This is a genomic window from Chryseobacterium sp. POE27 (assembly GCF_039727685.1).
Lineage (GTDB): Bacteria > Bacteroidota > Bacteroidia > Flavobacteriales > Weeksellaceae > Chryseobacterium.
Genome location: NZ_CP152475.1, coordinates 244,565 through 257,593 on the forward strand (window position 1 = coordinate 244,565; position 13,029 = coordinate 257,593).

General features: G+C 39.8%; 10 protein-coding genes. All 10 read left to right on the plus strand.

Annotation, left to right across the window (positions count from 1 at the left end):
• Positions 1–12 precede the first annotated feature (12 nt).
• The 10 genes from xylA to AAHI02_RS01185 all read left to right on the plus strand — a co-directional run bounded on the left by xylA (position 13) and on the right by AAHI02_RS01185 (position 13,027).
• Entirely contained in the window at positions 13–1,341 is a 1,329-nt protein-coding gene (gene xylA, locus AAHI02_RS01140; RefSeq protein ID WP_346985052.1) for a xylose isomerase, read from the plus strand.
• Between the two features lie 145 nt (positions 1,342–1,486).
• Positions 1,487–4,330 carry a SusC/RagA family TonB-linked outer membrane protein gene (locus tag AAHI02_RS01145; RefSeq protein WP_346985053.1) on the plus strand — a complete coding sequence of 948 codons (2,844 nt, stop codon included), beginning with the start codon at positions 1,487–1,489 and terminating at the stop codon, positions 4,328–4,330.
• Positions 4,331–4,341: 11 nt separating this feature from the next.
• Complete coding sequence (locus tag AAHI02_RS01150) at positions 4,342–6,297, plus strand: RagB/SusD family nutrient uptake outer membrane protein (RefSeq protein WP_346985054.1); 1,956 nt, start codon at positions 4,342–4,344, stop codon at positions 6,295–6,297.
• A gap of 90 nt (positions 6,298–6,387) precedes the next feature.
• On the plus strand, positions 6,388–7,566 hold the full coding sequence (gene uxuA, locus AAHI02_RS01155) for a mannonate dehydratase (protein WP_346985055.1): 1,179 nt from the start codon (positions 6,388–6,390) through the stop codon (positions 7,564–7,566).
• Positions 7,567–7,612: 46 nt separating this feature from the next.
• Positions 7,613–8,293: an SDR family NAD(P)-dependent oxidoreductase gene (locus AAHI02_RS01160; protein ID WP_346985056.1), complete on the plus strand. Its 681-nt coding sequence runs from the start codon at positions 7,613–7,615 to the stop codon at positions 8,291–8,293.
• A gap of 7 nt (positions 8,294–8,300) precedes the next feature.
• A complete protein-coding gene (locus AAHI02_RS01165; RefSeq protein ID WP_346985057.1) occupies positions 8,301–8,429 on the plus strand; it encodes an SDR family oxidoreductase in 129 nt (42 codons plus the stop codon).
• A 158-nt stretch (positions 8,430–8,587) separates the two neighbouring features.
• On the plus strand, positions 8,588–10,006 hold the full coding sequence (gene uxaC / locus AAHI02_RS01170) for a glucuronate isomerase (RefSeq protein WP_346985058.1): 1,419 nt from the start codon (positions 8,588–8,590) through the stop codon (positions 10,004–10,006).
• A 94-nt stretch (positions 10,007–10,100) separates the two neighbouring features.
• Complete coding sequence (locus AAHI02_RS01175) at positions 10,101–11,096, plus strand: sugar kinase (protein WP_346985059.1); 996 nt, start codon at positions 10,101–10,103, stop codon at positions 11,094–11,096.
• Positions 11,093–11,728 (plus strand): bifunctional 4-hydroxy-2-oxoglutarate aldolase/2-dehydro-3-deoxy-phosphogluconate aldolase, encoded by a 636-nt coding sequence (locus AAHI02_RS01180; protein WP_346985060.1) that lies wholly within the window; start codon positions 11,093–11,095, stop codon positions 11,726–11,728. Before AAHI02_RS01175 ends, AAHI02_RS01180 begins: the two co-directional genes overlap by 4 nt.
• Entirely contained in the window at positions 11,729–13,027 is a 1,299-nt protein-coding gene (locus AAHI02_RS01185; RefSeq protein WP_346985061.1) for an MFS transporter, read from the plus strand. It abuts the gene before it with no gap.
• Positions 13,028–13,029: the final 2 nt, after the last annotated feature.

Genomic DNA, 13,029 nt, shown 5'->3' on the forward strand with positions numbered 1-13,029 from the left:
TAAATAAGAAATATGAACACTTTAACAGGTACGAAAGAGTTTTTTAAAGGTATCGACAAAATTAAATTTGAAGGGAAGGAAAGCAGAAATCCAATGGCATTCCGCTATTATGATGCTGAAAAAGTTGTCATGGGAAAACCTATGAAAGACTGGACACGCTTTGCAATGGCATGGTGGCATACCTTATGTGCAAACGGAAGCGATCCTTTCGGAGGAGCTACCATTCATCATCCTTGGGATATCGGTAATGACGCTGTCACAAGAGCAATGCACAAAATGGATGCGGGTTTTGAGTTTATGTCTAAAATGGGCTTCAGCTACTATTGTTTCCATGATATCGATCTTGTAGACCCGGCCGACAACTGGAAAGATTACGAAAAAAACCTTCAGGCAGTGGTAGAGTATGCAAAGCAAAAGCAGGCAGAGACTGGAATCAAGCTTTTATGGGGAACAGCAAATGTTTTCACTCACGAAAGATACATGAACGGGGCTTCTACAAACCCTAATTTTGATGTTGTTGCGTGTGCAGGAACTCAGGTGAAAAATTCCATCGACGCGACAATTGCTTTGGGTGGTGAAAACTACGTATTCTGGGGCGGAAGAGAAGGATATATGAGCCTTCTGAACACAGATATGAAACGTGAAAAAGATCACCTGGCACGTTTTCTTTCAATGTCCAGAGATTATGCACGTCAGCAAGGTTTTAAAGGGACTTTCCTGATTGAGCCTAAACCAATGGAGCCTACAAAACACCAATATGACTACGATTCTGAAACGGTGATTGGTTTCTTGAGACACTATGGATTGGATAAAGATTTTAAATTAAATATTGAAGTTAACCACGCTACGCTGGCAGGCCATACTTTCGAGCATGAGCTTCAGGTTGCTGTAGATGCAGGACTTTTGGGTAGTATCGACGCTAATAGAGGAGACTATCAGAATGGCTGGGATACAGATCAGTTCCCTGTAGATTATCTTGAGATGGTTCAGGCTTGGCTTGTATTGCTTCCTGCAGGAGGTTTAGGAAATGGAGGAGTTAATTTTGATGCTAAGATCAGAAGAAATTCTATTGATCCTGAAGATTTGTTTATCTCTCACATTTCGGGAATGGATGTATTTGCAAAAGGACTTCTGGCAGCAGCCGATATCCTTGAAAATTCAGATTATAAAAAATTAAGAACGAATCGCTACGCTTCTTTTGACAACGGAAACGGGAAGGCATTTGAAGAAGGCAACCTTAAATTGGAAGATCTTCAGAGAATAGCACATGAAATCGGGGAACCTGAGCCAAAAAGTGGAAAACAAGAATTGTTTGAAGCTATTGTGAACATGTATATCTAATAAAAAATGAAAAGGCTGCTAACACTAAGGATTTTCAGAATTATAATTATTAATGGCCTTTTTATTCAACCCTAATATTTAAAAATAATAATTATGAACCGATTTTATTTAGCTAAAACCAATAAGGCGGCCTTATTTTTTTGCCATGGCCTTATTACCTTCCGGCTTGGCGTATTCCCAGGTTAAGAAAGATACGGTGACCAAGGAGAAAAAGATAGAGGAAGTAGTCATGATTGGATACGGTACCCAAAGAAAAGAAGCCGTAACAGGATCTGTAGCTACCGTAAAGGGAGATGCACTTCGCGAGGTACCTTCAGCCAACATTACACAGGCTTTGCAAGGTAGAACTGCGGGTGTAGATATTTCTCAAACTTCCACAAAACCTGGTGCGGCCATGCAAATCCGAATCCGGGGGACGAGATCATTAACAGGTGATAACAACCCACTTATTGTACTTGACGGTATTCCGTTTGTAGGATCATTAGGAGACATCAGTTCAAGTGATATTAAAAGTATTGACATCCTTAAAGATGCTTCTGCAACTGCGATATATGGTTCAAGAGGAGCAAATGGAGTTATTCTTGTGACAACAAATAGGGGAACAAAAGGACAAAAACCGAGGTTTACCTATAACACCTTTACAGGTGTTCAGACACTTTTCTCAAAGTATCCCATGATGGATGGACCTCAATTTGCACAGCTCCGTGCTTATGCCACTCCTGCGGGAAATTCAACACCTTTATATTCTAATGGTGCAGACGAAAGTAACAGCACTAACACTGACTGGCAAAGTTTATATTATAAACCGGCGATGATGACCAGCCATGATATTGGCGTGTCAGGCGGTACAGAGGGCGGAAACTATAACGTAGGACTATCTTATTACAAGCAAAATGCACTCGTTCCTCTACAGAGTTATGAAAGATTTGCTTTACGTGCCGCAGTTGATCAGCAGGTGGGAAAAATGTTCCGTTTCGGTTTCACTACAAATACCAATTATGCCATTTCGGAAGGAAACGGAGTGAGTCCAGGAGCAGTACTTGGCTACTCGCCGCTAGTAAATCCTTATAATGCAGACGGGACCCCGAAAACAATTATGACTACCGCCGGCGGAATCGATCAGAGCTGGATTTATACTCGCCAGAATCTGGAAGCATTAAGAGATAAATATGTTGATGAAAGTAAAGCATTTGCATCGTATAATAATTTATATGGGGAAGTTAATCTCCCATTAAATGGGTTAAAATACAGATTGAATGTAGGTTTGGACTACCGTACTGCAAATAATGGGAATTATACTGGGGTCGGCGTTTTCAGTACTAACCCGTCAGCTCCGTCAGCCGCAGGAAGAGGAAATAATCAGACTTACCATTGGGTTTTGGAAAATTTGCTGACTTATGATCGTACATTCGGTAAACATAAAATCAATGCAGTCGGATTATATTCTGCCGAAGGAAACCGTCTGATAAGCTCTTACATGAGTGCGAAGAATGTCCCTGCTGATTTCTTCCAATATTATAATTTGGGACAGTCTCCTCAGGCCGACATTACCGTAAGACCGGAAGATCAGAGCTATTCACAAACCGGATTACTTTCTGCGATGGGAAGAGTGATGTACACTTTCGATAATAAGTATATGTTGACGGCAACACTTCGTGCGGACGGATCGTCGAGGCTGGCTCCCGGCAACAAATGGCATACTTACCCTGCGATCTCAGTAGGATGGAATGTTACAAATGAATCTTTTATGCAAAACATAAAGGCGCTAAACCTACTTAAATTCAGAGCAGGATGGGGGCAAACCTCAAATCAGGCCGTGAATCCTTACTCTACAATGGGAAGAATGAATGTCGCTCCTTACAACTTTGGGGGAACGGGTAGTACAGGTGTTTATGGTGATCAGGCTCCGAATCCAGGATTAGGCTGGGAATATTCAAAAACACAAAACTATGGGGTAGATTTCGGATTATTTGGAAACAGGCTAACGGGTAGTGCAGAATATTACAAAACGAATACGGTAGACCTCCTTACTCAAAAAAGTTTGGCACCTTCAAGCGGTTGGGGATCAATTGTTCAGAATGTTGCAGAAACCGAAAATAAAGGTTTTGAAGTTTCTTTAAACGGATTAATTCTCGATAATCCTGATGGTTTTTCTTGGGAAGCCGGAGTGAATTTTTATACAAACAGAAATAAAATATTATCCCTTGCGTCAGGAACACAACGTGACGTAAATAACCTTTGGTTCGTAGGCCATAACATCAATTCTCTGTATGATTATCAGTATGTTGGCTTATGGCAGGCGGGAGATCCTTATCAGAATATTCTTGAGCCGGGAACAGCTGCTGATGTCGTAGGATCGATTAAAGTTCTCTATACCGGAGGCTACAATGCTGATGGATCTCCAATGAGAGCTATCAATGCCGATGACCGCCAGATTTTTGATACTGCTCCGAAATTTCAGGGAGGTTTCAATATGAGATTTTCATATAAGAATTTTGAACTCAGCACCGTGGGCGCATTTCAGCAAGGTGGTATTCTTGTAAGTACATTGTACGGATCTGCAAGCTATCTTAACAGGCTTACGGGGAGAGGTAATAACGTTGATGTAGACTACTGGACAGAAAACAATACGGATGCTTATTTTCCACGTCCGGGAAGACACTTGAGTGGTGATAACCCTAAGTATTCTTCGACACTCGCTATGTTTGATGCTTCCTATCTTAAATTGCGTACAATTACATTAGGATATAATATTGATAAAGAATTTTTGAAAGATTTCAAAATCAATAGCTTCAGGATATATTTTACTGTGACAAATCCTCTTGTATTATTTTCACCATACCACAAATTCTCAGGAATGGATCCGGAACCTAACTCTCTAGGGAATGAAAACCAGGCCGTAAGCGGCTATCAAAGCCGTCAGCTTGTAATCGGAACAAACAATCCATCTACAAGAAACTATTTAATGGGACTTAACTTAACCTTCTAAACTGTATAGTCATGATAAATATTAATAAAAAAATGATTTTGGGAGCCATCTTCCTGTCATTAACATTTACAGGTTGTAACGAGATTCTTGACGAACAGCCAAGATCAGGGTACAGTGTTGATTATTTCAATACAGCCGATGGAGTAAAGCAGAGTTTTACTGCATTATATAGACAAATGAGACTTCTGTACGGAAATGGTTACTTTATGAGTAACTGCCAGAATGGAACAGACGAATCAACATGGGCACAAAGTGCCGATGGAAACTTTAAAGAACTGGACATGTCTGGTCAGGGAAATATTAATCCTAACACTTTTCCGACCAGTATGGTATGGGGAGCAGTTTTCCCTTATATCAATACTGCAAACGGAATTATCGAAAAAGGCCCCGGATTTGGTATTGCAGAATCTATGATCTCAGAAGCAAGATTTTTCAGAGGGTTTGATTATTTTATGCTTGTACAGACTTATGGAGGTGTTCCTTTAGATATGGGACAGGGAGAATTAAAATATAATACACTTCCTTCCACGTCATTTGTAAGAAATACTGTTACTGAAGTATATACGAAAGCCATATTTCCGGATCTTAAAATGGCCATAGATAATCTTCCTACGGCACCGCGCGTAACAGGAGGAGTAACAAAAAATGTTGCCAGACTTATGCTTGCTAAAGCTTATCTTACTTATGGTTGGTGGCTGCAAAATCCTAATAATATACCTACGTACCCGGAAACATCAAGAACCGATCCTAATGGACATAACGCACAGTGGTATTTTCAGCAGGCTTATGATCTCGCTTTAGAAGGAATCAACAATCCTAATGGTTATGCTTTACAGCCTACATTTTACGATGTTAACGTAGGTTCGAACGACAGAAATACAGAAAGTATGCTGTATGCAGACCATACGCAATCCAGCACGTATTATAACGAAAGTGATCCTGTAGGTTTCGGTTCAGGATGGGCTCCTGATAATTTTGCTGCCTGGATGCAGACATGGAACTATACAGCTATCAAAAGTAGCAAGACGACAGCTTGGGCTTCTACTGATATTGTTAGTTCTGTACAGCGTGAAGCAGCTCAGTCGCTAGGCCGTCCTTGGGTACGTATGTGTCCGACATTAGGCGTAATTAAGAATACATTCGCAGATAAAACTAATGACTCAAGATACGATGGTACTTTTGTAACCACGTACCGTGGAAACTGGAACAAAAATGGAACAGGGCTTACTACGGTAGGAACACTTTACAATGCCAATAACTTACCTGTACAGCCGGGTGGAGCTATTTTAAGTTTCCTTAATGATGATTCACAAACCCCTTCATATCCTACCGGTGCAGGACAAAGCGGGGTAGGGGCTGGAACACTTGCAGGCAGAGCAGACTGGGTAATTGCTCCTAACGGAATTAACAGAATTGTTTATCCTGGGCTATGGAAAATAGGAACTTACCGTACAGATGACCCAAATGGTCTTGGATATCCGAACGCAGGTCTTACTCGTCCTTTCTCGGTAGCTAAATTCTCTGAATTTTACTTTATTGCAGCTGAAGCAGCAGTAAAAGGAGCTTCTGGTGCTATGAGCGCAAGAGATCTTATCAATGTGATTCGTGCAAGAGCAGGAAAATGGAAGTTCAACAATGCCCAAAATGTACCTTTCGTAGCTGATAACAGTGCAGCAATGATCGCTGCAACTCCCTCTACGATCACCATTGATTATATCCTTGCGGAAAGATCAAGAGAATACTATGGTGAATTCTATAGATGGTATGATTTGGTACGTACACAGAAATGGGGAGAATATGCAGCGACGTATCAGATAGGTGGTGCATCATATGGTGACCACGCTCCGCAAACCGTAACAAGAAATATTCAGCCTTTCCATTATTTGAGACCGATTCCACAGGGGCAGCTTGATGCGATGGAAGTGAGTGCAGATGTTAAGGCAAAATTCCAGAATCCTGGATACTAATTGATTTTATTCTTACATTCATATTAACAGCAAAGTAGGTGTTTACCAAAAGCACCTGCTTTGTTTAATGAATAAAAATTTTTAAAGATTATGGAAAAAACCTGGCGATGGTTTGGTCAGAAAGACAAAATAAAATTAAATATGCTCCGTCAGATCGGTGTGGAAGGTATTGTTTCTGCTCTCCACGATATTCCGAACGGACAGGTATGGCCCCTGGATGCCATTCAGGAATATAAAAAATATATAGAAAGTCACGGTCTTCGCTGGTCTGTAGTGGAAAGTCTTCCTGTAAGTGAAGCCATCAAATACGGAGGTGAAGACCGGGACTCTTTAATAGAAAACTATATTCAGAGCTTGGAGAATCTGGGAAAAGCTGGCATTAATATCGTTTGCTATAACTTTATGCCGGTGCTGGACTGGGCGCGTACCGATCTTTTTTATCAATGGGAAGATGGTGCTTCATCACTTTATTTTGATAAGGCTAAATTTGCTTATTTCGAAATTCATATTCTGAAAAGAGAAGGCGCTGAAAACGATTATAATTCAGAAATACTTGAAAAAGTAGAAGAATTTAAAAATACCCTGACAGAATCTGATAACAATGATTTGATTGATTCAGTTATTGTCAAAACTCAGGGATTTGTCAATGGAAATATTAAAGAAGGCGATCAGAATCCGGTAGCTTTATTTAAGAATTTATTGAGTTTATATGACGGGATTGATAAAGATCAGCTTCGTGAAAACATGAAGTACTTTCTGGAAAAAATCATGCCTGTCTGCGAGCAATGGAACATTCAGATGTGCGTACACCCGGACGATCCGCCTTTTGCTTTGCTGGGCTTACCGAGAATCGTGACTAATGAAGAAGATATCGACTGGTTCCTGAATGCAGTGGATAATCCTCACAACGGACTTACTTTCTGTGCAGGCTCACTGAGTGCCGGTCTTCAGAATGACGTTCCCAAGCTCGCCCAAAAATATGCACACAGAACAAAATTTGTTCACCTCAGAAGTACCAATGTTTTCGAGAACGGCGATTTTATAGAAGCTACACATTTATCAGGAAGAGGTAAACTTATTGACGTGATTCGTGTATTTGAAAAAGAAAATCCTTCACTTCCGATGAGAGTCGATCACGGAAGGCTTTTAACCGATGATGTTGATAAAGGTTATCATCCAGGATATTCATTTTTAGGAAGAATGCTGGCTTTGGGACAGATTGAAGGCGTAATGGCAACTGTACAAAACGAAATGTCGAAGGGAAATTAATATTACGTTTAGATCAATTATTAATCATCAATTATCAATCATAATAATGAACGAAATATTCAGCATAAAAGATAAAGTGGCCGTTATTACGGGAGCTTCAGGAGTTTTGGGAGGAAGTCTGGCGAAAAGCTTTATAGAAGCCGGAGCTAAAGTGGTAGTACTTGGAAGAAATCAGACAACTTTGGATGCTCGCGTCAATGAATTGAGCGATTCAGGCGGTGATGCCTTTGCTGTAGAAGCGAATGTAATGGACATCGAAAGTCTTGAATCAGCATCAAAAAAGATCACAGAAAAATATGGAAAGATAGATATCTTATTAAATATTGCCGGTGGAAATATTCCTGCTGCAACTTTATCTCCCGAACAGTCATTCTTTGATATGAAAATAGAAGGCTGGAATGAAGTGACCGACCTTAATATCAACGGGACCGTTTATCCAAGCTATGTTTTCGGTAAAGTAATGGCAGAGCAGGGAAGCGGAAGTATCGTTAATATTTCATCGATGGCAGCATATTCGGCGATTACAAGAGTTGCTGGCTATTCGGCCGCAAAATCTGCGATTACCAATTTTACCCAATGGCTGGCTTCTGATGTTGCCTTAAAATTTGGAGATAAAATACGCGTTAATGCTGTTGCTCCGGGTTTTTTCATAGGTGATCAGAACCGGGCTATCTTATTGAATCCTGATGGATCTTTAACCGACAGAAGTAAAAAAAGTTATCGCTAAAACGCCAATGGCACGCTTCGGAGATGTGGAAGAGCTCAACGGAGCGGTACAGTTCCTGTGTTCAGATGCTGCAAGCTTCATTACCGGTGCATTATTGCCTGTTGATGGCGGTTTCAGTGCTTTCAGTGGTGTTTAAATTGTAAATTAAACTTAATTTTCTTCATATAGAGGCAAGGCTCTGTGAAAATTTCATCGGGTCTTGTTTTTTAAGTTAAAAACTAATTAATCTTAAGGGTTAATAAAGACAGTCACAGGTGAAAAACTGTGCTATGTAATATAATAATGCTATTAATAATGAAGAGTTTCATTAACAATAAAGAAGTTTTCGGAGAATCGTTTTTGTTGGAATCAGCAAAAGCTGAAAATCTGTATTTTTCTTACGCAAAAGATCTCCCGGTGATCGATTATCACAATCACCTCGAACCTGATGTCATTGCAAAAAATAAAAATTTCCGTTCTCCTGCAGCAATTTGGCTGGATGGCGATCATTACAAATGGAGAGCTATGCGAAACTTCGGAGTACAGGAGAAATTCATTTCCGGAAATGCAACAGACGAAGAGAAATTCAACAAATGGGCAGAAGTAGTACCTTATACACTCAGAAATCCTTTATTTCACTGGACCCATCTGGAGCTTAAAAACCCGTTCGGAATCACAGAATATCTTTCCGGGAAAAATTCGGAAGCGGTGTATTCCAAAATGAATGATGCGCTTAAGTCAGATAATTTCAGGCCGCAACAGTTGCTTCAGCACTTCGGGGTAGAAATACTTTGTACCACAGACGACCCCTCAGACAATCTGGAATTTCATCAGGATATTAAAACATCTGATTTTAAAACTAGTGTGTTTCCTGCTTTCAGACCTGATGTTTACATCACTTTTACCGATGAGGAAGCTTACCGTAAAAATGTTCAGAAACTTGAAAATGCCAGTGGAATAGCTATCCAATCAGCTTCTGATCTATTGGAAGCATTATACATAAGAATAAATTATTTTCACGATAACGGAGCCAGAATTTCAGATCATGGATTTGAATTTTTTCCGGATACTACAAAGTGGAACAGCACTTTAGACCATGAGTTCCGTGAGTTTTTAGCAGGTAACCGAAAAACTTTTTCAGATCCTGAGGCCTTATCCGGCTATCTTCTGAAAGAGCTTTGCAAAATGTATGCGGCTAAAGGCTGGGTACAACAGTTTCATGTAGGCGCAACCCGGAATAACAATTCGAAAATGCTTCATCGTATCGGTATAAATGCCGGTTATGATGCTATCGGAGAATTATACTTTGCCCAAAGAATGAGTGTGATGTTTGACGAACTCAATGCGGAAGATAAGCTGGCAAAATCTATTATCTATACCCTCAATCCAACGCTTAATGAAGTTTTAGCAACCATGGCCGGGAACTTTAATGAAGAAGGAATCAAAGGAAAAGTACAGTTCGGGGCCGCCTGGTGGTTCCTGGATCAGCTGGATGGGATGGAAAAACAGATGAATACAGTTTCAAATTTAGGACTGATAAGCACTTTTATCGGAATGCTGACGGATTCGCGAAGTTTTCTTTCTTTTTCAAGACACGAATATTTCAGAAGACTTGTATGCAATATATTTGGCTCCGAAATGGAAAAAGGGCTTCTTCCCAACGACGAAGAATGGGTAGGAAAAATTATACAGGACATCTGTTATTATAATACAAAAAACTATTTCGGATTCTGAGAGTTTGAAATAAATCTAATGAGAAGTTATTTCGCAGGAGTTTCTGAATAAGCTCCTGCCGATAATGAAAGTAAAAGATCATAAAGAATAAAAAATGAATTCAGGAAAAATACTTTGCTTTGGTGAGCTGCTTCTCCATTTCGCTCCGGATTCCGAAGGAAAATGGCTGAATGAACAGTCTCTGAAAATCTTCGTCGGCGGCGCAGAATACAACGTGGCTTCTGCACTTGCGCAATGGCAAAATCCTGTTAAATTACTTTCAGCTTTACCGGAAAATTTTGTCGGAAATCAATTGAAAATTCAGCTTCAAAATAAAGGAATCGAAATTTTAGCAGAAAAAAGTAACGGCAGAATCGGAACTTTTTACCTTTCATCGGATGGCGATATGCAAAATGCTTCGGTGGTCTATGATCGTTTTCCATCGGTTTTTACACAGTCCGACTTTTCTCAATTTAATTTTGATGAAATTTTTTCTGAAGTTAAATGGCTTCACATCAGTACAATTACGCCGGCGTTGAGCGAAAAAGCTTATCGGAAATGTCTCGATTTGATGAGTGAAGCTGCAAAAAGAAATATCACTGTTTCTTTGGATTTAAATTACCGTTCAGCGCTTTGGCAGGGAAGAAATCCATCAGAATTAATCAGAAAAATGATGCCTTTCATCAGTGTTTTGATGGGAAATATCTGGTCGATTCAGCAGTTTATGGAAATCCCGATTGAATACGAACTGAATGGAAATTTTGATGACGAAAATCTTTTAAAACAAGCCGAAAAATCTGCGTTGGAAATTCAGAAACAATTTCCGAATGTGGAAATGGTAGCGAATACTTTCCGTTTCACAATGAGTGAAAAAGTGAATTATTATGCGACTTTGTTCACTGACCAACTTTTGGTTTCGGAACAATATCAATCTGACAAAATTGAGGAAAGAGTCGGCAGTGGAGATTCGTTTATGGCTGCATTAATTCACGGAAAAATCAAAGGAAATTCTTCACAGCAGATTTTAGACGATGCGACAAAAGTTGCTTTCAGAAAATTATTTGTAAAAGGCGACACCATTGATGAATCTATAAATATCGAAAAATTATGAATCCAATCATACAAAAAATAAAAGACCAGAAAATTGTTCCGTTGTTTTACAACGAATCTTTTGAAGTTTCAAAAAATATAGTAAAAGCCCTTTATGACGGCGGAATCCGTGTTATAGAATACACCAACCGTGGCACTCAGGCTTTGGAAAATTTCACCAAGCTTAAAGAAATTTTGTCCACAGAATTTCCCGGACTTTTATTAGGAATCGGAACTGTGAAAAATACAAACGAAATAGACGATTATGTTAATGCAAATACCGATTTTATTATTACACCGGTCATTAGCAGGAAACTTATTAAACATTCAATAAAGAAAAATGTACTGCTGATTCCGGGCTGCTTTACGCCGTCGGATGTTAATCTGGCTTTTCAGAGCGGACTTAATCTGGTTAAAATATTCCCAGCCGATGCTTTAGGTAAAAATTATATCAAATCCATTCAGCCTGTTTTTCCCGGAATGAATTTTATGCCAACAGGTGGCGTGAATGCCGATGTTGAGGACATCAATGAATGGTTCCGAGGTGGTGCAATGGCAGTTGGATTGGGAAGTTCTTTGGTAAAATCAGATGTGAAAGAGCAGGAACTTACAGAAAAGGTGAAGAAATTATTACAACAACTTAATCAAAACTAAATGCAGGCTCCTAAAAACCGAAATATCAGATGGTTTATGCTGTCTTTGGTCTTCCTTGCGACGACCATCAATTATCTCGACCGTCAGGTAATGGGCTTGCTAAAACCTGTTCTTGAAAAGGAATTCAGCTGGGACGAAAAGGATTACAGCTACATTGTGATGGCTTTTACGACAACTTATGCCATAGGTTATCTTGCAATGGGACGATTTATCGACCGGGTTGGAACCAAAATCGGATACGCCGTTTCTTTGATTGTCTGGAGCTTAGCGTCTATCGGACACGGTTTTGTAAAAAGTACGGTCGGGTTTTTAGTTGCGAGAAGTACTTTAGGAATCAGTGAAGCAGGAAATTTTCCGGCAGCAATAAAATCTGTCGCCGAATGGTTTCCGAAAAAAGAAAGAGCCTTAGCAACAGGAATTTTCAATTCGGGCGCAACAGTAGGAGCCATTTTGGCACCGCTGCTGGTTCCTTTTATTTTGGGACATTACGGCTGGAGGGAAACTTTTGTCTGGATCGGTGCACTGGGTTTATTGTGGATTTTTTTGTGGTGGAGATTTTACACCATTCCGGAAAAAACAAAAAAACTAAGTCAGGAAGAGTTACAATACATTAAAAGTGACCAAGACGGAAAAACACAGGAGCAGTCTAAAGTTCCTTTGTCCGAAATATTAAAATATAAGGTAACCTGGTCTTTTGCCATCGGAAAAATCCTTACCGACCCGATTTGGTATTTCTTTATGTTCTGGCTTCCGGCGTATTTTGCAGACGTTTTTAAAATGGATTTGACCAAGCCTTCCATCCCGTTGATTATCATTTACAGTGGAACCACAATTGGTAGTATTGGCGGTGGTTATCTGTCCTCATTTTTAATTAAAAAAGGCTGGGGCATCGGAAGAGCAAGAAGTTTTACAATGTTACTGTTCGCCTTAATGGTCGTTCCGGTAATGTTTTCAAAATACGTTGACAATATGTGGATGATTACGATTATCATTGCTTTGGCAACAGCTGCACATCAGGGTTGGGGAGCGAATCTGATGACAACGGTCGGAGACAAATTACCCAATAATTACGTGAGTTCGGTTATCGGTTTTGGCGGAATGCTGGGTTCAGCAGCCGGAATTCTCTTTCCACTTTTCATCGGGATTGTGTTAGATACATTTAAAAAAGCCGGAAATATCAACGGCGGTTACAACATCATATTTTTCATTGCCGGTGTTTCTTACATTGCGGCGTGGGGAATTATTTGGCTGATTAATAGAAATGCAACCGGAAATTCTGTTTCAGAAAAGAAAATTTAAAA

Bases quoted from the DNA above. Each gene is read 5' to 3' on its own strand.
- AAHI02_RS01180 (WP_346985060.1), top strand. From the start codon at position 11,093: ATGAATCCAATCATACAAAAAATAAAAGACCAGAAAATTGTTCCGTTG.
- AAHI02_RS01150 (WP_346985054.1), top strand. From the start codon at position 4,342: ATGATAAATATTAATAAAAAAATGATTTTGGGAGCCATCTTCCTGTCA.
- AAHI02_RS01145 (WP_346985053.1), top strand. From the start codon at position 1,487: ATGGCCTTATTACCTTCCGGCTTGGCGTATTCCCAGGTTAAGAAAGAT.
- AAHI02_RS01160 (WP_346985056.1), top strand. From the start codon at position 7,613: ATGAACGAAATATTCAGCATAAAAGATAAAGTGGCCGTTATTACGGGA.
- AAHI02_RS01185 (WP_346985061.1), top strand. From the start codon at position 11,729: ATGCAGGCTCCTAAAAACCGAAATATCAGATGGTTTATGCTGTCTTTG.
- AAHI02_RS01175 (WP_346985059.1), top strand. From the start codon at position 10,101: ATGAATTCAGGAAAAATACTTTGCTTTGGTGAGCTGCTTCTCCATTTC.
- AAHI02_RS01165 (WP_346985057.1), top strand. From the start codon at position 8,301: ATGGCACGCTTCGGAGATGTGGAAGAGCTCAACGGAGCGGTACAGTTC.
- xylA (WP_346985052.1), top strand. From the start codon at position 13: ATGAACACTTTAACAGGTACGAAAGAGTTTTTTAAAGGTATCGACAAA.
- uxaC (WP_346985058.1), top strand. From the start codon at position 8,588: ATGAAGAGTTTCATTAACAATAAAGAAGTTTTCGGAGAATCGTTTTTG.
- uxuA (WP_346985055.1), top strand. From the start codon at position 6,388: ATGGAAAAAACCTGGCGATGGTTTGGTCAGAAAGACAAAATAAAATTA.